The organism is Streptomyces sp. NPDC006739, from assembly GCF_042869815.1.
In the GTDB taxonomy this organism is placed as follows: Bacteria; Actinomycetota; Actinomycetes; order Streptomycetales; family Streptomycetaceae; genus Streptomyces.
In genome coordinates this window covers 73393-99330 of the sequence record NZ_JBIAGM010000025.1, presented here as the reverse complement: position 1 = coordinate 99330, position 25938 = coordinate 73393, and the positions used below count along the sequence as shown (strand labels likewise).

1 protein-coding gene (only partly in view) is annotated in these 25938 nt (G+C 69.6%); it reads right to left on the bottom strand.

The genetic code is table 11. The features are described from left to right. A protein-coding gene (locus ACFYMM_RS35400; protein ID WP_388394485.1) for a hypothetical protein crosses the window boundary here: on the bottom strand, positions 1-25800 show its 5' portion. Its footprint begins 1083 nt before the window's first position; the window shows 25800 of its 26883 coding nt (coding positions 1-25800); the start codon lies at positions 25798-25800; the stop codon falls past the left edge of the window. Between the last annotated feature and the right edge of the window lie 138 nt (positions 25801-25938).

Genomic DNA, 25938 nt, shown 5'->3' with positions numbered 1-25938 from the left:
CGCCCGCGCGTCCGGCCTGGTCCCGGACGCGTCCGAGTCGGAATCGATGGCTTGAAGCGCCGGGGCCGCAGGGCTGTCGGATCCGCTGGGCATCTGCTCGAAGAACGCCGTCGCCCCTTGGCCCACGCCACTGTTCACGTAGCCGCCGGGGACCGGCTCGGCGTCACGCCAGTCACCCGTCGGCAGGGCCGAGCGCCCGGTCGGCGGCTCCGGGAGCAGGGCGGCGGCACTCGTGCCGGCAGCCGTCTCGTGACCGACGGCGTCGGTCCCGGTGTCCTGCCTCGCGGCGGGCCGGCGAGGGTCGAGCAGCGGAAGAACGCGCTCGGCCTCCCGGACGATGTCCCGCACCTGCGTACGATCCTCGTCGCTGAGGGCGCCCTGGTGGGGCGGCCTCACCCGCGTGGCGCCCTTGATGTCGCCCACGAGCTCCCGCAGCATCCGGTACATGTCGACCGACACCGGATGTCCCAGTGCGAACCACCCAAGCGTCTGGGCGATGGCCACGGCCTTGAACAGGGTGAGTGGTATCCGAGTGTCACCATCGGGCATTCGCATGTGATGCCTGCTCGCCACCTCCAAGAGGGGAGCGAAGGCACGTACCACGGGATGTCCTGTGACCTGCCCGACGAGACTTTGCAACTGGTCAAACGGCAGCGGTTCCGGGAACCTCGAGGACCAGTCGTGGGCGGCCTGCGCCACGGACGCCCATTCCGCGACGGCCCGGACGATCTCCTCGTCGTTCATGTGCCGGCGACCGAAGCCGAAGTGCCGGAACTCCGTCACTGCCAGGTCGCCGTCCAGCACCGGGAAGTACTTCATGTCCGTGGACCGCTCATGGAGATCCTCCGCGACCACCTCCTCCACGGGCATCCGGCGTCTCGGATCTGTCTCCGGAAGTTGCCGGATGGCCTCCCTGAACCGGGCGTACACCGAGTGGTCGGCGGGCGGCAGCCCGCTGAGCACGACGGCCAGGTGAAATTCGTCGGCGCTCCCGCCTTCCTTGCCCGTCACTCGCTCGTATTCCGCGAGCACCGAGGTCAGGGCGGTGTCGAAGACATCTCGGATGGCGTGGCGATCCTGGTTGAGGAATTCCAGCGTCTCGGGCCGCAGCGCCTCCCTGATCCCCGGCCTGCGGGCCGTACCGGCGAAATACGTCCTGGACGCCGCCATCAACGCGTTCTTGGTGAGAATCTCACGCGGGAACGACTTCTCCACCGCTTGGGCACCGACATGGGCGAACAAGTGCCAGCCGTATCCCCACACCTCGTCGATGTCCGGAATCATCGACAGGAACGGAATGTGATCCCGCGTCACATCGGTCACGCCGACTTTCCCGCGTACGAACCGTGCGGCGACTTCCCGTCCGAAGTCCCGTCCCCCGGTGACGTACTGGTGCAACGATTGGTAGGTGAGCCGCCGGAGAGCAAAATCGCGGTACCGCCTGAGGGCATCGGTCGCACCGCCCAGGCTGAGCTGGGTATAGGCCGGGGCGTTCCGACCATCGGCATTGGGCAGAACGTCGAACTTCCGGCCTTCCTCGTTGACGGTCCACCTCAGCGGTTGCAGCAGCCTCCTCAGGCTTATCGCACGCCCTCTGTCATCGGTCCTGCGCAGCGCCTCACGGCCCGCCGCCAGCGCCGCCATTCCGTCGCGCACACTCTGGCGCACACCCTCTTCCCGGGGATGCAGGGCCATGGGATCGACCACGAACTCCGCGATGCGGAACTTCTGTGTCTCGTACCGCGGCTTGCCGTCCACCCCCGGTCCGTGTCCGCCATACCACCGGCCGTCGGGACGCTTGTGGAAGGTCTTGGTGGCCACGACCACCTTGATGCCCGGCCCCTCGGCCAGTTCCTCACCGTTTTCCGGGAGGCTCCCCGCTCCGGGTTTCAGCTCCAGGATGTGGTGGTCCTCGACCTCCAGGCCAACGGCGTTCGTGTACTTGTCGGGGACCGCGGTGGTGGGACGCCAGTCGCCCTTTGGCAGGGCCGAGGCCCCAGTCGACGTTTCGGCGGTGGCGCCAGTGCTGTCGGGGGCCCGCGACGCCCGACGGTTCAGGGTCTCGGGGTCGGCGTCACTGGCGTCGTAGTGGTTTTGGCTGTTGTAGTGGATCTCGATCCGGTGGCCATCAGCCGGGCCATGAGTCTGCGGCCGGCCGAAACGGGGCCTGATGACATGGGCCTCGACACCGAACGCCTGGGCGAGGAGCGGGAGGAAGGCCTCGCCCTCCGGTCGCCCCCAACTCCGCTGCCAGTCGGTGGCGGCGTCTTGCAGGATGAGCTGCTCGATCGCGTCCAGCGGAGCGGTGCTTTGGATGTAGACGGCGGCCAGCTGCGCCCGCAGTCCGTCGTCCGTGAGGTCGTCCAGGCGCGGCGGAGCTCCGTCCGCGGGCGCGTCGGCCCGCAGATGCTCCGGTGCCAGGGCTCCGAGGACCGCGGCACGGTCCGTCACTCCGTGGTAGGCGAGGCGCTCGCGCAGGTCGTCGCGGTCCATGCCGGTCAGGACAGTGAGGTAAGGGGCGTGCTCGGCCTTCCGGAAACCACTGAGGATCTGCGGGTCCAGTCGGCCCTGGTGAGCCCTGAGATGCTCCTCCACGACGTCGAGCATGGCCTTGACGGCGATCCCGATCGCGGTCCCGGACGGCCCTTGCGGGAGGCGGCTGTAATGGGAGTAGACCCGCTGGTTCTCCCTCAGTGCGGCCCGGACTGCCTGCACGTCCCCCATGAAGCGGTAAACCTCGGGATGCGTTCTTTCCAGAGCAGGCAGACGGCTGCGAATGTACTGCGGGTCGCTGCCCAGGAACGAGTACAGCAGGCACAGGCCGGTGGCGGGCACCATCACCCGGCGACCCGGCACGTATGCGGCCACGCTGTCCGCCGAAGCGTTCGATGACGCGTCTTCCTGCGGCCCGTCTTCTTCGGGGATGGTGTCCAGGGCGGGGTGCCGCGTCAAGGCCGACCTACGCGCGGTGGCGGCCTTCTTCGGTCGCTCTTCCGCTCGCTTACCCTGCTTCTTTGCCGACTTTGCCGGCAGCTCCGGTGCCTGTTCGGCAAGTTTCTCCGTCTCGCCGGCCCCGCTCTTCGGCTTCCCGGTCGTGTCGGACTCGGCGTCCCCCGACTTCGACGCCCTCGACCCGGCATCCTCAGCCTTCGAGGCCGACGGGTCGTCGACGCTCCTGCCGGCGCTGGTCTCGGCGCTGTTCCCGGCGCCGCCTCCGTCGGTCTGTGTCGCCCCGGTGGCCTCTTCCCCCGGTGGCGCCTCGGTCGTACGGATCAGGCCGTCGCCGGTGACATACCGGGTGCCCTTCGGTCCTTGTACGACAAGCACGAACACGACGCGCACCCGATAGCCCGGCATGCCCCGGCCCTCGGCGTCCTCCGACGCCGTGCCGAATCGCAGCAGCTCACGGCGTTGGCTCGACACCGTGGAGATCTGGCCGAGAGCGGCGTGTTCACCGGCGAGCGGCACCGACGCCCCGCCGCGCTTGCCGGCGCCACCGGAGTACTCGAACGTGAGGCCGGTGGCGATGACGGTGTCCGCCTGCGACTGGAACCCGTCCGTGGCCACCTCGAACCGGTGGATCGCGGCGTCCTTGGAGGTCGTCTCGACCCGCGGCGCGTACAGCTTCACCGACACAGAGGTGCTGTCGCTGCCCCGATCGCCCAGGTACGGTGCCGTGGCGGCGGGGTCGAGCAGCTTCAGTTTGCCACTCTGGACCAGGGTCGTCAGGCGGATGAACATGCCCTCGGCGGTCTGGGTGGTGCGCGGGTCCAGGGACTGGCGCAGCTTCGGGTCCACTGCCCGCAGTGCCTTGCCCAACCGGTCGATGCCCGCGAAGTCGTATATCTGGAAGGGCCGGGACGGCACCCAGTTGTCCTTCGACAGCAACTCTCGTAGGCCGCGCGGTACTTCCATGTCGAGGACGACGTCCCCGGGGGCCTCCGACGGTGCCGGTGCGATCCGCGGATCCGACGAGAACAGGTGGGGGCCCTGCGTGAGCGGGGTGCTGTCGCCCGTCGTCTCCGACAAGTTGAACCGCAGGGTCACGTCCGCCAGTTCATGGCGGGTGTGCTCGGTCGACGGCAGCAGGCCGAGCACGTCGGCCGCCCAGTCCGAGACGGTGGCGAGGCCGCTGCCGATCGCGGCGATCAGCTTGTCGATCGACGCGCTGTCGAGCGACGACCACGAACGGACCGTCGCTTCAAGCTCGTACGGTACGTCGCGGTACGCGACGGTTTTCTTGGCCGCCTGTTTCCAGGATCGCAGGTCACGGCTGGAGAGCTGCGCGTCCTCCCACGTGGTGTGGCGGGCCGCGCTCGCCGTCGGACCGAAGCGATGTACGCCGTGCTGTCCGGTCGGGGAGAAGGTCAGCTCGTGGCTGTTTCCCGTGCTGCGTGTGACGCGGGTGGCTTTGGGCACTCCGAGAGCCGTGCCGTCGCCGTGCGAGTGACTGAACATGCTGTCCAGCGCCGAGCTCTCGTCGACGAGTCTGCCGCGCACCTTGGTGAGGCCGACGGTGCGGGCGGGCCGGGCGACCAGGGACACCTCCACGAACCGGTACACCCACCCGAACGTCTTGTAGGAGCGGTCCCAGAAGTGGAAGGCGGTGTGTCCCCTCGGTCCCGCGTTGGGCAGCGTGCGAGCTCCCAGAGACGTGCCGCGCTCGTTGATCCACGCCGGCAGGGCGGGCAGGTAGGCTGCCCAGCCCGGCTTGGTCGTGCCGGGGACCGTGCGCTCCACGAGGTCCTGTATCAGCTTGGTGAACGCCTTCCGGCCGCGCCGGAATTCGACGTGGGTGACGTCTCCGTCACCGATCTGACCACCGCTGGCGACGTACCAGGACGGAAGCGGGTGTTCGGCCTTGCCGGCGTCGGCCGGTGCACGCCCCGCCGCGTGCGCCAGTGCGGCGAGTTCGGGGGCGTTCTGCAGGTCGTCGTCGACGAGCGAGAACACCACCTTGTCGTCCGGCTCGAGGACCTTGGTGATGCTCAGGCCGGGGCTGGAGTCGAAGGTACCGAGCGCGGCGTTGCGGCGGCCTCGCGTCACCGTGACGACCTGATGCGACCTCGCCTCGAAACGGTAGGGGGTGACGCTGTCGTCCGTTATGGCGCGGAAGACACCGGTGGAGTCGTTGGCGGTGACGTTCTGACCGTTGGTTCGCGAGTAGGTGAAGCTCCCGGTCGGCGTGAAGGCGCTGTCCTGCGAGCCGTACTGGCCGGCCACCGAGAAGACGACCTCATGGGACGAGGACTCGCCGGAGGTGAACGCCGCAGCGTCGACCGACAGGAGCCATCGTTCGAAGGTCACCGGCTCGCCCGCGGGCAGCAGTTCCACGTGCGTGAGATAGCCCTGGACCTCGACGAGGTAGTCCGTACCGGCCACCGCACCCGTGGTGTCGGCACCCGTGATCACGTATGAGTCACGGTAGACGCGCGAGGCGTTGGCGACCACGTGCTGCGGCGAGAAGGCTGCGTCGAAGACCTCACGGGCCACCGACCCCTCGCGGGCCGCCGGTTCACCGAACGCCGTACGCCACGCCGAGCGCGCCGCCCCCTGCGCCTGATCGCCCAGCCAGGAGCCGGCCCCCAGGATCAGGTCCGCCAGCAGGCCGCGCCGAGCCGGCGCGGTGGCAACGGTGCCGGAGTCCGTACTGCCGTCGCTGTCCTCGCCGTTCCCCGCCCCCGTACCCGTCACCGTGTCCGTGTCGCTCTCGGTGTCGGACTCGTCGTCGCTGGAGGTCTCGCCATGGTCCTGGACCGCCAGATCGATGTCCCCGGGGAAGGCGCCCGGTATCGGCGCACGTGCCTGCACCGCCAGTTCCTCCTGGCGGGCGGCCTCCTCGTCGAGCTCGTCCATCATCTGCGGGACGAGGGCGCGAAGGTCCGCGCTGCCCGGCGCCTGTTCGAAGACGGCGGACTCCGGCGGTCGCAGCACACCTTTGTGATAGGTGGGGCCGTCGCCCGGCATATCCAGTTTCTTTGTGTCGTCGTCCTGCAGGTCACGCACGACGGCCGGCCGCGGCCGCGGCCCGGTGTACGGCGCCTGCAAGGTGCGGTCGGTGGGCACGACGAGCCACACCGAGCCGTCAGCCGGTTCGAGGGCGTGCCTCTCGCCGTCCTCGCTGATCATCCCCCCGTGGGTGACGGGCACGGAGAACAGCTGCGAGCCGCTGGCGGAGCTGAGGATGTAGTGCTCGTGCCCCGTCGCCGCGCTGGAGTCGGCGGACTCGGTTGTGGCCTTGCCGTACACGAAGCGCGCGCCCACTTCGTGCAGCGGCTGGACGTCGCCCGCGCTGAGCGGGTTGGTGACAGAGCCTCCGGCACCGACGTTCCAGCGGAAGGGCGTCCGCTGGAACTGTTCGTTGCCGGCGGTCGCGGAACCGTCGTAGTTCAGCGTCCGCACGCCGGCCAGATCGCGCTCATGGATCACCCCGTCGTTGTCGGAGGGGCCGGTGTAGCGGCGCTTGGTGTTCAACCAGAACGTCGCACGGCGCACACCGTTCGATGTCGGCACCTGCAGAGTGATCGAGGCGCCGGCGGCTTGCGCGGACGCGTTCTCGCCCTGCTCGTCCCGTCGCACCTGGGCCATCTCGTCCAGGGCCCCGATCAGGCTGTAGCCGGACCGGAACTTGTCCATGTCCTGCTGGTTGACGAGCTTCGTGCGGCGTATCGCCTCCTCGGTGGCGCGGTCCCACAGACTGGGCTGCGGCCGGTCCGACGGCAGATAGCCGTTGGCCCGGAACCAGCCCTCCGCCGCGTCGAGGATCGGTTCGGTACCGCTCGCCCGGGTCGGTGTCGTCTGGGCGCCCATGTTGGTGAGGTGGAGCACTTCAGGCGGCAGATACCGCGCCTGCGTCGGCTTCTTGCCCAGGGTGTGCACCGACGGGACCCGCATGTTCAGGGAGTACGGCTCGCCCCTGCCGAGCCGGGAGTCGGGGGCGGGGCGCACCGGGGCGCCGTCGGGTCGGACGAGTTCGACGTGGAGTGTCAGCTCGGGGCTGACAAGCGGCAGCGGGTCCGCGATGCGCAGGGTGCGCGCCAGATATGCGCTGCCTCCCGCTGTCAGGGTTTGGGCGTACTGCTGCGAGGCACCGGCCTGCCCGCTGACCGAACCCCCCAGCGGTTGCACACCGGTCACGGGATCAGGGCCGCCGGACGACAGGCCGAACCGTACCGGCAGCGTGATCCCCGCTCCCTTGGCGACCTGTGCGGTGCCCTGCATGCGTACGAAACGCAGGGAACGGTGTTCCATCACCGACGACGCGGTGATGGGTCCCGTCACTGTCTGTCCGCCGGTCAGCCTGCCGGAGATCCTCAGATAGCCGATCACGGCTCCCGATGCCGAGATCAGCACCGGCGAACTCACCGTACCGTTCTGCATCCGGTTCAGCGTGGAGCGCCGACTGCCTTCCTTCACGAACTGGAACAGCGCGTCCACGGACTTCTCCGCCACCGAACTCAGGTGGTCGGGATACGCCTCCAGCAGATCGGCGAACAGCGTGTCGTGGTCCACCATCGACTCCGCCGCGAGCATGCCGGGGAGGATCTCCTGCACCTGGTCGATGGGCGCCGGCTCGGACTTGAGCCGCTCTTCTTCCTTCTTCTGCTTCTCCTCCTCCGTCTCAGCGTTCTGCTGGTCGTTCTTCCCCTCCAGCTTCTTGTCCTCCTGCTTGTCCTCCGGCGCCTTCGCCAGGTAGGAGGGGAACCACACGGTGAGCGGCGTCGTACCCGCCGGATCCCCGGGCGGCCCAGGCGTCGGGCCGAGGTCCTGCCAGGCCGGCTGCCCGATGTTGGCGAGGATGTCGCGCGACGAGCCCGTGTTCCGGCGCAGCTGGTACACCATGGCGAAGTCGTACGGCACCGAGCTGCCCTTGCTGCGCAGCAGGACCATCGACTGGACCGTGCGACCGATCGTCACCGAGGTGGTGAGCTGGTTCAGGGTCAGGTCGATCCGCGGAGAGAAGGTGATGCCGTTCAGCGCCCCGTGCTTGACCGTCCAGGGCTGGGTGTAATTGAGGTGCACCTTACGCAGGTTGCCGGATCCCGCCGTACGGGCAACCTCGTGGATGTCGGACGTCCACCGCTGAATTCCGACGGGCGGACCGTCGGGCATGGGTTCCATCTGCTCGGGCGCGGGACCGATGCGCAAGAGCGTCCGCCTCAGCGACACCGGGTAACGCTGCCCCCGATACTCGACGTTGAGGGGGAGACCGGCCTCACTGGACACCGCCGACCGCTCCTCGGTCAGCCAGCGCGCCGTCAGCGTTTCGCGCACGGCCTTACGGAAGTCGGCGTCCTCGCCCTTGCCGTCCTCACCCTTCTCGATCGCCTGCTCCTGCAGCCACTCCACGACGTGGTCGGGGACCGGCGTGATGTTGGTGAGGTCCTGTGCGCCGTCGCGGCGCGAGCCGAACGTTTTCACGACATCCGAGGGACGGTCGCCGTCGACCTCCTGCGGCTCGGCACCACCCTTCTTCGGCACCAGAGCCTGTGGAGCCTCGGCCGCCGAAGACATGGCGTTCTGGAACTCCGCCTTCACCGGCCCGGCGGGAACCCAGCCACCCGACGGCAGCGAGGCCGGCAAGTCTGCCGACGGCTCCGCAACAGCCGACGCCTGCTGCGCGCTCGCGGCCGGGCTTTCGGAGTCGCCCGCGTAGTGCTCGTTGGTGATCTCCTGGGAGTCGACCCTCCCTTCAGCGACGATCTTCCAGCCACGCTTGATGAAGCGGGAGTCGACGCCGCCCGCGAAGAGAACCTCGCCCTCGCCGGTGTCCTCGTAAATGACGTGCCACGCTTCGAGCGTCTTCCTGACGTCGATGCCGCCCGGCGCGTGGACCTCCCAGACGTATCCGCCGCTCATCCGCCGCGCAGCCGCCTCTTTCGAACCGACGGCACTCACGAAGCCGAAGTGGCGACGAGCGTCCTTGCCCGCGTCGGCATATGCATGGATGTCCAGGGACCCACCCGGAGGTTTCAGGCCCTCCAGGCGAACCTTGCCAGGATCGTCGGTATCCACCACGTAGAACTGGCCTCCCCCGGACAGCGTCGGGGCCGGGAAGATGTCAGCCAGGTACGTGGTAACGGCGGCGTTCCGCATCTGCCCCTCGTCGGTCACCGCGAGACGCATCGCGGAGGACCCGGAGATGTGCGCGTCCTCGACCGTGCGCCGGTAGGGCAGCGCGGGTTCGCTCGCCGCCTCCGGACCGGTGACCGGCGCGGTGGGCTCCGGCTCCGGCTCCGCGGAGGACACCGGGCCCAAGTCCTCATGGGAACCGTGCTCGTCGAACCGCAGCAGCCGCACAGTACCGTCGCCCCCGGCCAGCAGCAGATCCACCGGCGCGTCCAGCTCGTACACCAGATCCGAGACCAAGCCGACCGGATCGGACCCCAACGACCCCACGTCGGCCCGCAGCACCAGCCGGAAACCGCCGACCTGCTCCCCCGTCAAGGACGGAATCAACGCCTGGGCGAGATCCTCTCCACTGCGCAGCAGGCCGCCGTCAACCAGGTCCGACACCAGGAAGTCCAGCGGTTTACGCCCATCGGACGAAGGCCGGTACTCCAGAGCGTCCCAGGAGACCTCGGCAACCGAGGCATCGGCCTCCGGGCCATCGTCGGAGTCGGAGCTGGAGCTGGGTCCGCTCTCGTTCGACGGCAGCGGCAGGACGAGGTCGCGCAGAACGTCGGGATGGAGCGGCCGACCCTCGGCGGAGGCGCGTCCGGCGGCCAGGCTCAGTACGCGGAGGTGGTCATCGCTCACCTCGTCCACCGATGCGAGCCCGAAGACCGCCCGCGCGTATTCGACGACCGACGCATGGACGGTGGCACGGGGGTAACGCTCCTCGGCCACCTGGCCCAGCGAACGAACCGCCGCCAGTTTCTCCAGGTCCGTGTTGTCCTCGCCGGTGGCTTCGGAGCCGAGCAGTGCCCGCGCCGTCCGCACCGCAGCGATGACCTGTCGGCGACGCTCGTCCGCGGAGCCAGTGGTGATCCCCATCGCCGCGGCCAGTCGGTCCGCCTGCCCGGTCACCAGCGATTCGTCGGGCTGGCTGAAACCGTCCCAGCGCGACGCGCGGACCTGCTGATCGAACCGTGCCATGCCCTCCTTGAGGCGTTCGGCGATCTCCGCCACCGTGTATCCGCCGAGGAAGAGGAAGCGGGAGTCCATCAGCACGGCCGGACGGAATCCCTGTTCCAGCAGGAACTTCTGCATCAGGGTGTGGACGTTGAGCCGGCTGTTCGCATCCGTGAACGCCTGCAGGATCTGCAGGGCCCTCGTCACCCGGGCGATGGCCCGAAGCTTCTCCTCGGGCCCGGCGGCCACCGCCACCTCGTCGTAGTAGCGGTCCAGCGCGGCATCCACGAGCAAGGGTGCTTCGTTCGCGCCGTAGTTGAGGGTGAGCTGGGGGCCGCGGTGATCGATGTAGAGGACCGTCAGCGGCCTGGCGGCCGGCGCCGACCCCTCATTCACACCGAACATCAGGCGGCGGCCCAGCAGCACATCGTCGACCATGTCGGAAGCCATGCGAGCAGTACCCGTACCACGCATCGTGGTGCGGTGGCCGCTCTGCGACCACGCGGTGGCCACGTTCCACCCGGCCTCCGGCACGAGGTGGCGGGTGGCCATGTTGTGCAGTTCCTCATACGCGGCGGCGTCGATGCGCGACCAGTCACGTCCGATCCGTCCACCGTCCAGGACCTCCTGGTACAGCTCGGTCATGCTCTGCCGGTAGCCCGGGTACGCGCTCTTGTCCAGGTGGCCACCGACGTCTCCCGGCGAGTTCCGGAACGCCTCGGCGTGCACGTTGGGGTCGATGAACAGCCGCCACCACGAGGCTTCCGGCAGCAACTGGGACAGCCGCGGCGCGGCGGAGGAGTAGGGCCCGGGCGTACTGCCCGTGTAGAACTCGTAAACCCGCTCGTCGGGGAACCGCCCGCCGACCGCGACATTCTCCCGCAACTCCGCTTCGGACAGCGGCGCCAGACGGTGGTAACGGGTCCATGAGTCCTCGTAGTCGAAGCCCAGAGCACGGCGCTCCGGATGCGCTTCCTCGTTGGCCCATGCCTCGGCCGCCTGGAGGAGTTCATGGAACGTGTGGTCACGAATGACGAGCATCCCACCGGTGAGCGCCAACCTCAGCCATCGCAGGTCGAGGCCCGCACCCCACTGTTCATTGGCCGCCTGCGCGGCGTTGAGCAGGCTGTACATGGTGCCGGAGATGCCAGTCATGAGCAGGCCACCGGTGCGCTGGCCGGCCACGTGCGGGGAATCCATGAACGTCAGCGGCTGGCCGTCCTCGGCCACCCCTGGAGAGGGGCGGTGGCTGATGCCGAACATTTCCTCGCCCGGCCTCCACGTCGCGCCGTTCGAGGTGAACGCCGCCTCGGCGGGGCTGAGCGGCGGACGGATCTCCTGCCGGGCACTCCGTGGGAGGCGACCGTCGGACGGAGCACCACGCCAACGCCGTGCTTCGCTGATCGCGGGCGGGTGGGTGGTCGGCGTCCCCAGCAGCTCATGGAAGACATAGCGGCGCAACGCGTTCCACACCAGGGTGGAACGCTCTCGGAGGTTGCCGCTCTGCACGACCCGTTCCAACGCCTCCGGATCGATACCGACGGCACCAGGCACGAAGTTCTGGTGGGTGCCGAGCCTGCCCCGGAGTACTGGGGGCGTCTTCTCCCACGTGATACGGGCGAATCGAGCCATCTGTTCGACGACTTGGGGATGCTGGGAAAGGTAGTCACCGAGCTTGCGCTCGTACACCTCCGCCTCGTGCTGGTAGCGCAGCCGCCGCAGGTCCTCGGGCCTCACCCGCGTGCCGTCCCGCACCACCGGCGTCATCGGAATCGTCGACGACGCGTCGTCCTGCGGCCCGTCCTCTTCCGGGATGGTGTCCAGGGCGGGGTGCCACGTCAAGGCCGACCTACGCGCCGTCCGACGCGCGGTGGCGGCGGCCTTCGCCGTCGGCTCCGGGCCGTCGCCGCCGTCTTCCTGCGGCTCCTCGTCTCCCTGCTCCGGCTCCGGGAGGCGCGAAGCCTCGGACGCCGGGCCGGTGGCGTTCTGGAACTTCTTCTTCACCGGCCCTGCGGGAACCCAGCCACCCGACGGCGGCAGGGCCGACGGCTCGTCCGACGGCTCCGCGAGCGAGGGGTCATCCCCGGAGTGCTGCGTCCGCACAGCTCCGGCATCCGTCAGCCCCTGACGGGTGTCGGCGGCGTCCATGCCGGCAGCCGCCTCGTGACCGACCGTGCCGGTCCCGGTGTCCGCCGTCGCGCCGGTCCCGGAGGACACCGCCGTTTTCGGTGCCTGGGGCGGCGGTGTGGCCGCTCGGATAGCGGGAGTAGGGAGCTGCGGCAGGGCAAGCTTGGCCCGGGGCGCCAGCAGGCCGCCGAGTTCGTCTTCGAGGCCGTCGGCCAGCTTGCCGGTGGCCGTGTCGACCGGGAGCCCGCCGTACAGACCAGCCGGGACCTTGATGCGGATGACGCCGTGCGGGCCGTGGACGACGGCCGTGACGCCGAAGCGGTACTGGCGGTAGGGGCGCTGGGCCTCCTTGTTGCGCTCGTCCGTTTCGCCCATCGCGGCGGACCGCTTGAAGCTGTTCAGCCAGTTCTTGACGGTGATGGGCAACCGGTCGAACATCTTGTGCTCGCCGATCGAACCGCCCATCTCCGGCCCGAGCGTGATGTCCCAGCCGCTCTCCCGCTCCGTCTCGGACTTGGGCTCCTCGTTGCGCTGCTCGTACGTCCGCTGCTTGAGCAGGGTGCCTTCCACCGGGCCGAGGATCTCGGCGCTGTCCAGTTCGAGGCCCACCGTGACCTGGTCGCTGCCCACCGGGACCTGGTAGGTGTGCTTCAGCAGCTCCGCGATGTGCGAGCGGAGCATGTTGCCGCTGGTGAAGTGGTTGTAGCGCAGTCCGGCCCGGGTGGTGAAGTTCAGTCCGCCGATCCGCGGCGGGGCATTCACGTCGAGTTCCGGGGCGGTGCGCTGGCGCAGCGCGGTCAGACCGGCCCAGCGCTCGATCGAGGCGGCGGCCGGTACCGCCCAGGGGTGCAGCCCCTCCACGAGTGCCTTCGGCAGCTGGGGACGCGTGGGGGCGTCCGGCTTCGTGGCCGTCTGCTGCGGCCGGTTCCGCTTCTGGAGCTTGTTCGGCTTCCGCGGTGGCGCCGGCTCCCAGGCGACCGCCGTCTCACGTACCCGGGTGAGATCGATGGCCTGCGGCGGCTCATGGGTCTCGACGGTCATGTGCCGGGGCACCAGCAGGCGCGCCTTCCCGCCCTCCACGAGCGGGCTGTTCCCCTCGGTGCCGTCACCCGCGTCGTACCACTGGAAGACGCCCCGGTCCCGGGACGGCTCCCCGGAGTACAGCCTGGCGATCTTGTCGACGGCCCGCGCAGGCACGCTGAGGATCTCGGGCGGCTCGGTCGTCGTGCCCATCTCGACCTGGAACGTGATGTCGTGGTTGAACTCCTCCGACGTGTCCTTGGGGTTGGCCCGGTAGATCTTGACCGTCTTGTCGGTGCTTTCCTCGGTCCTCCCGCGGGAGCTGCGGTAACCGGCGCCGCCCTCCACACCGCCGTGCCGGCCGCCACCCTCCACGCGAGCGCGGGCGTCCAGTCCGCCGCCGTACTCCAGTCCGTGGGTCTCGCTCTCGGCCTTCTCGTGCTCCGCTTCGCCGCGCAGGGTGAGCTTGACGTCGTCGCGCGGTCGCTGGTCGGTCGCGGGGCCCAGCCGGGTCGCGTTGACCTTCACCCACAGATAGCGGGTGGAGCCCAGGGCGCCGGGGATCGGCAGCCAGCGGCTGACGCCCTGGTTGGTCGTCAGGGCGGGCATCTCGGTCTCCAGCGCTTCGGAGGAGAACGAGGCGGTCAGTGTGCGGTTCAGGAGGTTGGGACGCGGTGCGGCACCGGCCACCTTCTCGGTGGTGACCACACCTTGGTCCCGCAGCCGCTGGAAGATCGCCTCCAGCACGCCGTCGGCCCGCAGCACCTCCGGATGCCCGACGCCCGCGATCAGGTCCGGGGACACGTACGTCCGGGTGAGCTTCGGGTCCTCGTCGGCGGGCGGGGTGACGACAATGTCCGGGATCGGAGTCCGTGCCGGGTCCTCGGCAGTGTCGCCGGTCCGCTCCGGCTGGACCTGCGCCCCGGACTCCGACGCCGCATCCGCCGCCGCGTCAGAACCGAGCTCCGACTCCGGCTCCGCACCGGACTGCGAACCGGCTTCCGCCTTCGGCCGGGCCTCCGGCTCCGACGCCGGCCCGGCCTCGGACTGCGAGGCGGATTCGGACTGCGCGTCGGGTTCGGGCGTCGGCGGCATCACGTCGGCGAGCCGGCGTTGGGGGACGAGGAGGTCGAGGCCCCGCTCCACGCTCACGTACCGCGTGGTCTCGATGAGTTCCTTGCCCCGCCACCGTACGTAGGTGAGCTCGAAGACCGGGTTGGTGCGTATCGTGTGGACATCGCCGCCGTAGGTCGCCCGGGTGATGTCGATCCGGCCGGCCTTGTCGGCCTCGCCGTGGCCCCACCTGGCGGCGGCCTCGCCGTAGCCGAGGACGGTGGCACGGCCGCCGATGCCGCCGTGGTGGTGGCCCTCCTCGCTGTCGGCGCCGAACCGGAACTGGGGCCCGCCCGAACCGCTGAGGCCCAGCTCCAGTTCCCTGCTCTTCTCCTTCTCGTACGCGGCGGCGGCCTGGAGGTAGTGCTCGACCTCGACCTCGCTGCTGGGACCCAGGTCCTCAGGGGCGTCGGTGAGGAGCTTGACCCGGAACGCCTCCTTGTACTTGCCGGTCTTCGGCAGTTCGGTCTCGTGTCCGTGCGCCGCGGTCATCCCACCGAAGCCGGAGCCCAGGTTCACCGGATGCGCCAGGTCCAGGATCTCCTCCGGCCACTGGGAGGGGTCGCCCAGCCAGCTGTCCGGCAGCTCGTGCTCCCGGGCGTACATCCGGGCGGCGAGCTGGGCGAGTTCGGGCATCATCAGGAAGCCCGGGTAGATGCCCTGGGTGCCGGTGGCGAAGTCCAGCGGCCGGTCGGCCTGCGGGCGGTTCTTGCTGATCCTGGCCTTGCCCGCGGTCTCCGCCTGCCTCGGAGTGACGGGCTGCTTGGGTGCGTGTTCCAGCGGGGTCACCACCCGGCCGACGACCGGGACCCGGCCGCTGAGGTAGGACGGCTCGCCCGACGCGGGGGTGACCGCCCACTCGTACATCATCCAGTAGCGGTCCTCGTGGACCTCGCCGGCCGTCTCCGTCCGCCGGTAGTTCTTCGCCAGACCGCTGAACTTCTGGGCCTTCTTCCGGGAGCCACCGAACAACCCCTTGAACGCGCCGAGCGCGAGCCGGAAGGACGGGGTGGTGAAGTGCAGCTCGCCGAGGCGGAACTCGTGCTCCGGTACGGCCACTCGGAAACCGCCGCCGAAGCCGAACTTGCCGGTGGTCCCGCGGCTGCGCTCCCCCGACACCGTGGCGCCGCGGACGGCCCGGGCGTTGACCTTCATCTTGTACGTCTGCTCGACCGGATCCTTCGCCGGGTCGGCAGGGCCGGCCAGCGGGTTGGGACCGTTGATGCGGTCACCCCACCGCAGCCTCGCGGAGACGTTGTAGCGCAGGCCACCCAGCTCGATGGACTCGTGGACGCCCAGCAGCGCCTTGTGGGGGTCGGCAAGCCCGGAAGAGCCGTAGAACACCGCCAGATCGCGGTCCGCGGTCGCCCAGTCGGTCTTCTTGGCCTTCCGGGCGCCGACCGCGTTCTGGTGGTGCTGCGCGATGGCCGCCCGGATGTCCGCCTGAAGGATCTCGGCTCCGGCGAAAGCGATCGGCATGCTGAAGCCGAAGCCCCGCCGGGAGGCGAGCGCGAGCGGTTCCCGCGGGTGCGGGTTCAGCCGCATGCCCTTCCGGGAGTCCTCGAGCAGACCGAAGTTGAACGGGGACCGGGCGGTGGGCAGCCGTCGTACGGTATGTGGTGCGGGCGGTGTCAGCACCTGGTGGCGCGGCGCGCCCGGACCGTCGTCGAGCGGGCGCAGGTCCGGGGTCCACCCGGCGCCCACCGTCCGGTTGACGAAGTCGGCCGCCTCGCGCTGGGGCACGCTCAGCTCGGACTCGGTGGTGACCTCCACCGGCTCGATGGTGTGGGTCGGGGACTCCACGGTCGCTGTCAGGCGCAGTCCGACGCGGTACCTGCTCTGGTCGTCGAAGGTGTTCAGCACCGCGTGGCTCAGCTGCCCGGCATCGAGCGCGTAGCCGGTGCCGCGCTGACTGGTCAGACTGCCGCCGATGGCGGGCGCGATGCCCGTCACCCGGACCGTCGTCGAAGCGGGATGGGACGCCCCTTGGCCCGTCCCGAGCACGTTCTCCGGGTCGCTGCCGGCCGCCGCCGCGTCGGCCCCGGTACCGATGCCGGCCGTGTTGTACCCGCCGCCCAGACCGCCCACCGACGCGCCCTTGCTGGACGCCGTCCGGTTGGTGCCCGCGCCGATGTCCTCGCGGCTGCCCACGGTGGTGTCGCCGACGTACTGGAGGCTGGCGATCGAGGCCTGCAGCCGCACATGGCCCTTGAACTTCGAGCGCAGCAGCGGACCGCTCACCTCGACACTGTTCGACGTGTCGCCGGAAGCCCACCACAGGTAGCGGTTGCGGGCGGTCGGTTCGGTGAGGAAGCCCTTCGTGGAGTTCATCTCCAGGCCGTCCATGAACTTCTTCACCGCCGGCGCCGGGAGCCCGGCGTCCAGCAGACTGCTGTGCAGACCGGCGATCACCGGTGTCATGTCCACCGCGTTCAGCATGTCCCGCGCCTGCGACGGCCCGTGCTTGCGCGGCTGCTGCGGAAGAGGCCCCTGCGGCGCGACCGGATCGGGACGATGGCCCTGCTCCGCCGAGTACGGCGTCGGCAGGTCGACGTGGATCCGGTCGGGCACGGTCACCCGGTGACCATGCGGTGTGGCCTCCTTGCCGCCCACGAAGACCCGCATCTCCAGCCCGGCGCTGAAGCGGTTGAATTGATTGACGAAGGGCTTGCGGCCGAACAGCACCGTCCGCGCCCAGCTCTGCTCCTTGGTCTTCGACGATCCGACGTTGATCTGCGGCGCGCCGGCCAGGGCGGCCGACGCGGCCACGCCCCCGCCCAGGTTCAGGCCCGTGAAGAGCACCGTGTCCGCGCCCTGCACGGTCTCGCGGCCGCTCCCGCCCCCGGTCAGGGTGGACGTGAACCCGACCGCATACTCGGCCACATCCTTCTTCTCCGACGGAAGGAACGTCAGATCCCGCAGCACCGGCCGCAGCCACACCAGCCGGCCGGCCACGACGAGTGTGCGCCCGGCCGCCAGGAGGTCGTCCCAGTGCTTCGGCTCCGTGGTCAGCAGGAGAGTCCGTACGGCGTCCCGGATCCCGGCACGCAGCGCGCCCTCCGGATCCGGCACCGACTCCGGCAGCTCCAGCCGCTCGCTGATCGCCTCCGCCCAGAGCTTGGCCTGCTCGTCGGTGAACTCGACCTGCTTGACGGAGTCCGGCACGACGGCCTGGCCCATCGCGCCGTACTCGAGATACCAGGGCGTACGGTCGCCGGGCTCGTCCGGCGCGGTGACCACGATCTTGGGTGCAGGCGCACCAGGCGCCCCCGGCGCGCCGGGGCCCTCCGTCAGCGGAGCCCGGCCCGCGTGCCCGTCCCCGGCGGCGTCACCGTCAGGGCGGGCGTTTGACGAAGCGGCGACCTGCTCCTGTTCCCCCTCCTCCACGATCTCCGACTCGTCATGCGCCACCGTCGGCAGCTTGCGCCCCGGCACGAACCGGAGCAGGTGCTCGCCGTCACCACCCTTGTCAGGCCTCTTGTGGGACTTGACGATCTTGTCGTAGATCTTCCGGCTGAACTCGTCGACGGGGCGCCAGAACTTGTGGGCGCCGTGCATGACGCCCATGTTCGACGCCCGCATATCGTCGATGATCGCCCGAGCCCCCTCAGCGCTGACACGGCGTCCGTCCCGCCTGAACAGGTCATAGGCGTCGTTGTCCGAGGCCAGGTTGCGGAACTCGCCATGCTTGTCCCGGCCCTGGACGAGCCCCGTGGGGGTGACGCGGTACCGACCGCTGTTCGTCAGCGTCGCCATGCTCTCGCGCAGTTGGGAGTGTTCCTCCAGCCGCTGCTTGTACCGCTCGTGGATCGCCGCGACGGTCTCGGCGTCGTCCGGCAGGATGCCTGTCAGAACCGGCCTGAAATAGGCCACCAGTCCGGCGTCCTCCGGCGAGGCTCCCAGATAGGTGTCATAGCGGTTGACGGTCTTGGCCTTGATCTCCTCTGGTTTGGGCAGAGCCCCCTCTTCCCGTCGGCGCGCCGCCTCGACGTTGGATCCGCGCATATCGATGACGGCATCGTGCTTGTTCGACTTCTCATGGAAGAGCAGCTGGTCAGTGGCCGGCATGCCCCATCCCTGACGGGCCGCATCACGAGGGACGTCCGCGGAGAGGGGTTGCGCGACTTCATTGACCGGAGTGAGGACGGACGGGCGCCTGCCCACCGACTTCACCGTGAGCCCTTGGAGATGCTCCTTGAGGATCTCCTCCGACGAGCGCCGCCTCGGGGGCGCGGCGTTCACATAGTCTTCACCAGGGCCGTCGTCCTCGGCGGGAACCCAGTTACCCGGCGGCAGAGCCGCAGGCCCCGGGGCCCCGGTGGCCAGCGGGTCCGCGGCCGCCCAGAGAGGCGACTCCTGCGAAACGGTTCCCTCCAGCCAGAACTCGGACTGCTGGTCCAGGAGCATCTCGGCCCCCCCATCAGCGTCGGCCGCAGACAACCAGGGAGGCAGCTCCTGCAACGCGCTCTCGGCCAGGCCCTCGGACTGCGGCTCCCAGAACATCGCAGACCCGTCATCAGCGTCGGCCGCAGACAACCAGGCAGGCAGCTCCTGCAGCGTGCTCTCGGCCAGGTCCCCGAACTCCGGCTCCGGGAGCGTCGCAGACCCGCCAGCACCACCAGCCGCCGACGACCAGAAAGGCGGCGCCTGCGGCGCGCTCTCGGCCAGGTCCTCGGGCTCTGCCGCGTAGCCCGGGTTGGGGATCCATTCCCCGGACTCGATCGGCCTTCTGGCTGTGATCTTCCAGGCGCCCTTGACGAAGCGGGACGCGACACCGCCCGGGAAGAGAACCTCCACCCCGTCGGTGCCCAGGCCCACGTGGCCCGCCCGCAGGAGCGTCTCCTTGACGTCGATGCCGCCCGGCGCATCGATCTCAAAGACGTACCCACTCCGCTGCTGCCTGGCCTTTTCAGCCGAACTGAAGGCGCCCACGAAACGGTAACTCCGGTGGTCCCTCCCCTCCCGGACACGTTTGACGATGTCCAGGTCGCGACCATTGGTCCTCAAGCCATCAGGGAAAGCCACGTCGGGGCCGCGACGGTACGCCACGAAGAACAGTCGTTTCTCCAACTCGACCGGCTCCGGGCTGATGCGAGCCCACCGAGTGGGAACTGCAGCACCCGGCGCCCATCCTGGTTCCACGACGCGCCGGCCGGGGTCGAGTTCTTGAAGCGCGGCCTCGACACCCCGCACGACGCCGAGCGCCCACTCACGGTCCTCATCGTGGAGGTGCTTGCGGACGGCCTTCGATATGTCCAGCACCAGCTTCCGCAGATCCCGGTACTGGCCGGGGCTCAGCGGTGTTTTCAGGGCGAACCCGCCGAGCATCCCGGCGATGGACTGCACCTCGAACTCATCCAGCGCAGGACGCGGACCACCCATACGCTCCAACAAGCCCTTGTTGCCCGCCATATACAGGAACGGCACGAAAGCCTGAACCACGGGATGCCCCAGCACCTGCAGGATCTGCTCTCGCAGCTGGTCCCCGGACAGCGGTTCCGACGACTTCGCCCACCGGAGGTGGGCGCGGTCCGTCACGGCCGTCAGCTCCTGGACGACCTGCCCCATCTCCGCATCGCTCATGAGCCGGCCGCTGAAGCCGAACCTCTGCGGATCCAGCGGCACCGTGGCCCTCTCAGGTCGCCCCTGGCCGTCGACCGGCACCACGGCCCCCGCCATCGACACCGTCGCATCATGGCCGGCCGTCGCGTCACTCTCCGCCTGAGGGGCACCTGGCAGCCCGCGCAGCAGAACAGACAGGCGGTCGACGTCGACGCTCCCGCCCGGCCTGCCCGTCTTTTGCTGGTAGTACGCCGTCACCCCATCCAGGAGCGCGAGGAAATGGTCCCGGACAGCGTCGTGTTCCCGGCCGAAAAACTCCTGTGTGCCCGGCCGCAGAATCTCCCTGATCCCCGGGCGGTCGTCCGCGAACTCCGTCTCGGACGCCGCCGTCAACATGTTCCCGGCCAGCTGCGGGTTGGGGAACGTCTCCGCCACCGACACAGCACCGACATGAGTGAACAGACGCCAGGCATATCCCCACACCTCATCGATGTCCGCAATCACCGACAAGAACGGAACATGATGGGCCTTCACATCGGCCTCGTCGGTGACACCGCGTACGAACCACTCGACGAGCTCCTGCCCGAAGACCCGCCCCATGAAGACGAGCGGCCGCCACTGCTCGGCGACCAGCCGCTGGTAAGCAGCATCCTGATACATCCTCAGACTGTCAGCCGGCCCAGCCAGCGTGGGCCGGACATATGCCGGCAACTGCACATCATGAGCATTGGCCCGGACAGTGAGCTTCTGGCCCTCCGCCGTGACAGTCCACTCCTTTCCCAAAAGCCATTCCAAGCCCCAGGACAACTCCGTCTCATCAGTGAAGCGCAGCGCCGTGCGGCCCGCCACCAGCGCCGCTATTCCGGCATCCGCGCTCTGACGCCGCTCCCCCTCACCCAGCTTCACCGGCTCGACTACGAACTCCGCGACGGGGAACTTCTCCGTCGGCGACTCCGGCTGACCATCCCCCGCCAGCGGTCCCAACCCCGGATGCCACACGCCGTCATCACGCCGATGGAAGTCCATATAACTCAGGACCACCTTGACACCGGGCCTCGCGGCCAGCTCCACCCCCTCAAGGGGCACCGACTCCCCGGGCGCCGCCTCCAGGACATGCGGGTCCATGACCCTCAAACCGACAGCACTCACATACTTTTCACCAGGGCCATCGTCCTCGGCAGGTACCCGGTCACCCGGCGGCAGAGCCGCGGGCCCCTCGATCCCGGTCGGCAGCAGGTCCGCGGCCGCCAACCCCGCGAGGCCGTCGTCCTCGCCGGGTACCCAGTCACCCGGCGGCAGAGCCGCGGGCCCCTCGATCCCGGTCGGCAGCAGGTCCGCGGCCGCCAACCCCGCGACAGCAGGTGCCAGCTGCGCGCTCCCGGCCTGGCTCTGGGGCTCGGCGGCGTAATGCGGGTTGGGGACCCACGGCTGGTCCTCGATCTCCGTTCCGCGCTTGATCTTCCAGGCGCCCTTGATGAAACGCGACGCGATGCCGCCCGCGAAGAAAACCTCCAACCCGCCGGCGTCCGGGCGATCGTCGCCGAGCGCGGCGAGGGTCGCCTCGACGTCAATGCCGCCCGGCGCGTCGATCTCGAAGACCCACCCGTAGCTCAGCTGCCCCGCAGCCTCCTTAGCCGAACCGAAAGCGATGACGAAGCCGTAGGTATTGTTCGTGTCCTCCCTCCCCAGCCTGACACGGTTGGCGATGTTCAGGCCGGTACCGAGGGGCCTCAAGCCATCGTTGAATTTCTCATCGCGGTTGCGACCATAAGCGACGAAGAACAGTCGTTTCCGGGACCATGCCGGCTGCGGGCGGATGTGGGCGATGGGCGCGTGAACAGCAGCACTCGGCGGCTGCCCTTCCTGCATCTCGGGCCGGCGGGGATTGAGCTCCAGAAGGGCCGACTCGGCCCCCCGCACGATACCGAACACCCACCCACGGCGCTGGTCCGCGGTGCGAAGGTGGTTCCGGACGGCGACCGATATCTCCACTACCAGACCCCACAGCCCCCGGTACTCGTCGGCACTCAGCGGCGTTCCCAGCGCAAACCGACCAAGCATCCCGGCAATGCCCTGCACCTTGGCCCCGGAGAGCCGCGCCCTCACACCACCGACGAGATCCGGCAAATCCTCACTGCTCGCCAGCCCCAGGAAAGGCACGAACGCCTGCACCACAGGATGCTCTGCAACCCTCTGGACGGGCTCTCCCAGCCGCCCCCCGGACTGCTCCTCGGGGAACATCGCTGCCAGATACGTGGCACCGACAGCGTTCGCCGCCTCCTGTGCGGTCACCGGGGGCCGGGCCGGGTCGAGCAGCCCGAGCAGCCCAAGAACGGACGCGGCCTCCCGGACGATGGCACCCACCCGATCAAGATCCCCGCCACTGAGGGCTCCGACCTGCGGCAGCTCCCTCCAGACAGCCCGCGCCACGACCTCCACCAGCTGCCGCAACCGTCCGTACCCGACAGGCGACAACCAAGCTCCCTGCTCGACCCTGCCGAGCAACGCGAGAAGGGACTCCACCTGGGCAACGCTGAACGGATTCCAGGGAGGAAGACCACCGGACACCGGCATGACCTGCCAGCCCAGCATCTCCACGAAAGGCCGGAAAGCCTCCACCGCCCGCTGCCGAACCACCTGCGAAACAGCCCCCTGCAACCCGCCCCCGGACAACTGCTCCGGGAACACCGCAGACCCACCGTCACCGCCAGCCGCAGCCGACACAACAGCCGACACCTGCTGCGCACCCGCGGCCAGGCTCTCGGGCATGGTCGCGTAATGCGGGTTGGGGACCCATGGCTGGTCCTCGATATTCTTAATGCCGTCGCTGATCTTCCAGAAGCCCTTGATGAAGCGCGACGCGACGCCGCCCGCGAAGAAAACCTCCAACCCGCCAGCGTCCGGGCGATCGTCGCCGAGCGCGGCGAGGGTCGCCTCGACGTCGATACCGCCCGGCGCGTCGATCTCGAAGACGCGCCCACGGCTCAACCGCCCCGCAGCTTTCTCAGCCGAACCGAAGGCGGCCACGAAGCCGTGATTCGATGGGTTGTCCGCCAGGACTCGATTGACGATGTTCAGGCTCCTCTTGGCGGGCTTCAAGCCATCGCGGAAGACCGTTTGAGTGGTGCCACCGGCCGCGACGAAGAACAGTCGTGTCGGGGACCATGCCGGCGGCGGGAAGATGTCAGCCTTGTTCGTGGCAACAACAGCGTTCGGCACCATCCTCGCTTCCGGCTCGGGCCGGCGGGGATCGAGCTCCAGAAGCGCCGACTCGGCCCCCCGCACGATACCGAGCACCCACCCATGGCGCTGGTCCGCGGTGCGAAGGTGGTTCCGGACGGCGGCCGATATCTCCACCACCAGCTTCCACAGCCCCTGGTACTCGTCGGCGCTCAGCGGCGTTCCCAGCGCGAACCCACCGAGCACCCCGGCAATGGCCTGCACCTCGGCCCCGGAGAGCGGTGCCCTCACACCACCGACGAGATCCGGCAAATCCTCACTGCTCGCCAGCCCCAGGAAAGGCACGAACGCCTGCACCACGGGATACCGCAGCAGCTGCTGGACGTTCTCGGGCAGCTGGTCCCCGGACAGCGGTTCCGAAGCAGGCGCCCCGCCGCCGGTCGTGGCCTGACCCGGGGCGTTCACGTAACTTTCGCCAGGACCCTCCCCGGCAACCCAGTTACCCCCCGACAGAGCCGCGGGCCCGGCCGTCGGCTCCGCGGCCGGAGCGGACGGCCGGCGCGGGTGGTATGCCCGCCAGTTGGTGGGCATACCTTGGGCGTCTTCGAGCAGGGACAGCTCCGTCTCGCCACTCTCAGTCACCTCGGGCGGCTCCAGGCCAACCCGGCCGCCGTCGGGAGCGTAGACAATCATCCCTGTCTCGTCCGCCACCTTCTGCGGCTCGCCCGGTTCACACGTGAGCAGCACCAGGATGTCCGTCCTGGGCAACGCCGCGAAACTGTTCCGCCGGTTCAGCATGCGACCTGTCGCCGTGGCGCCGGCCCGGCGGCTCTTGCCGTCCTGCTGGGCGATGTCAAAGCCGTGGGGGCTGGCGTGCGAACCCCAGAAATGCACCCTCGGCGCATCCACGCCGGCCGTGGAACCGGGACCGGGAAGCCACGGCAACGGCAGCTCCTGCTTGAACCGCTTCTTCGTCACCGGATCTATGGCATGTTGCGAGAACGTCGTCAGATCAGCCAGATGCGGATACGCCGCGCCCTTCTCCGCCCACTCCACCTCCGGGAAGGAAGCCCGGATCCACGTGCCACCGGTGGTGGGAACCGAGTGGACGAGCGGATCGCCGACCGGGTCCTCGGCGGACGGGGCAGTGCCCGCATCCGCGGACGCCTCGTGACTGACGGCACTGCTGACGTCCGATGAGCCGTCAGCCGCAGTGGGCGGCGCGGTGTAGCGGGCGATGCCGGCCGGGGCCTCCGGGCCGAAGCCCCAGATGACCGGCTCGGACGGGGGTGCGGTGCCGGGCTCCAGGGTGGCTCCGAAATGGCTCAGGGCCGTACCCAGGTCGTGCGTGAGCGCTCTGCCTCGCCGCTGTCCCGGCACGTTCAGCGCGAAGCCCTCACCTGTGTCGACGCGCAGGTCCACCTGGTCCGCTTCTTCGCGACGGACCGGCGTTCCGGCGACGATCTCCGTGGGGCCGAGCTGGACCGGCTGCCCCACCGGAGCGATGACCGGGGTGTTCAGGGCTTCGGCCACCTGCCCGCCGAACGACGGCAGCACGTTCTCGCGTCCGGCCTGGCCCGCCATGAGAACGACCGGCAGGCGGGTTGCCGGATCCCAGCGCGTCTGCTGCCGGATGTACTCCGCCACCTCCGCCGCGGTCAGCCAACGCCCGTCCACGTGCATGCGGTTGTCGGCGATCCTGTACGGGCCGTCCACAATGATCGCCTGGTCACTCGTCGGCAGCAGCGGGGAGACGCGGTTCGGCGTGGACAGGTCCTGCCGGCCGACGATCCTCGCTCCGGTGAAGCCGATGTTCACAGCGGTGTCCGGGGCCGTCGTCTTGGTGTCGGACGCCTGCGCCCGCGTCGCGGCCTGCCGGTGCTCGTCCCAGCGCTCCGCCTGGGCGCGGGCTGCCTGTGCCGCGGACTCGTCGGCGGCCGCCTGCCGGACCGCTGTCTCGGGGGCCGTGCCATCTCCGGCCTGAGCCTGGGCCTGGGCCTGCCGCACCGTCTCGGCCGAGGCGTGCGCGGCCGCGGTGGTCTCCTGGACGCGTTGCTCGTGCCAGTCCGCGACCATTCGGAACAGCTCGTCCTGCGGCTGGCGTGCGTCGGCGATCGGGTCCTGGCGCGTGGCCTGAGTGGCGGGCTCGGAGGAAGCGGCAAGCTCGGTGTGGCCGGCGGGCTCGGAGGAGCCGGCGGGCTCGGAAGGTTCGGCGGAGTCGGGGGACGGCTCGTCCCCCGCGGTCTCGGACGGCGTCGTGTCGGTGCCGGGTTCGTCGACCGGCGCCTCGGACTCGATGTCGGCGGCGACCGCGGCACGGCTGCCGGTGGACTGCCCGTCCCCGTTCACCGCGTCCGCGGCAAGGTTCGCCTCGACCTCGGTCTTCAACTGCCATCGGGCAGCGGACAGTTCGGCCTCGGCCGCTTGACGCTTCACCGTGGCGTCCGCAACCGCCTGCCGCGCGGCCGACACGTCCTCCTGCGCCTTGCGGGCCGCCTGCCGCAGCTCCGCCTCGTAACGCGCCACATCCTCCGGCGTGGCCCGGTGCTCCGGCTGCACGGTCCGCTCGCCCGCCGGGGTGCGCGCGGCCTCTGCGGTGGCATGGTGATCGGCGGCGGAAGCGCGGGACTCGGCGGTCCGCGTGGCATCCGCAGCCGCCTGCCGCTGGACGAGCTCCGCTACCTTGCGGTCCCACTCCTCCATCTGCGCCTTGTAGCGAGCCACATCCTCCGGCGTGGCCCTCCGCCCCGGCTCCACGGTCCGTTCGCCCGCCTGGGTGCCCGCCGCCTTGGCCGTGGCTTGGTGATCAACGGTGGCCGAAGCCCGCGCGGTGTCGGCTCCGGTCCGCCCGGCCGCCGGAGT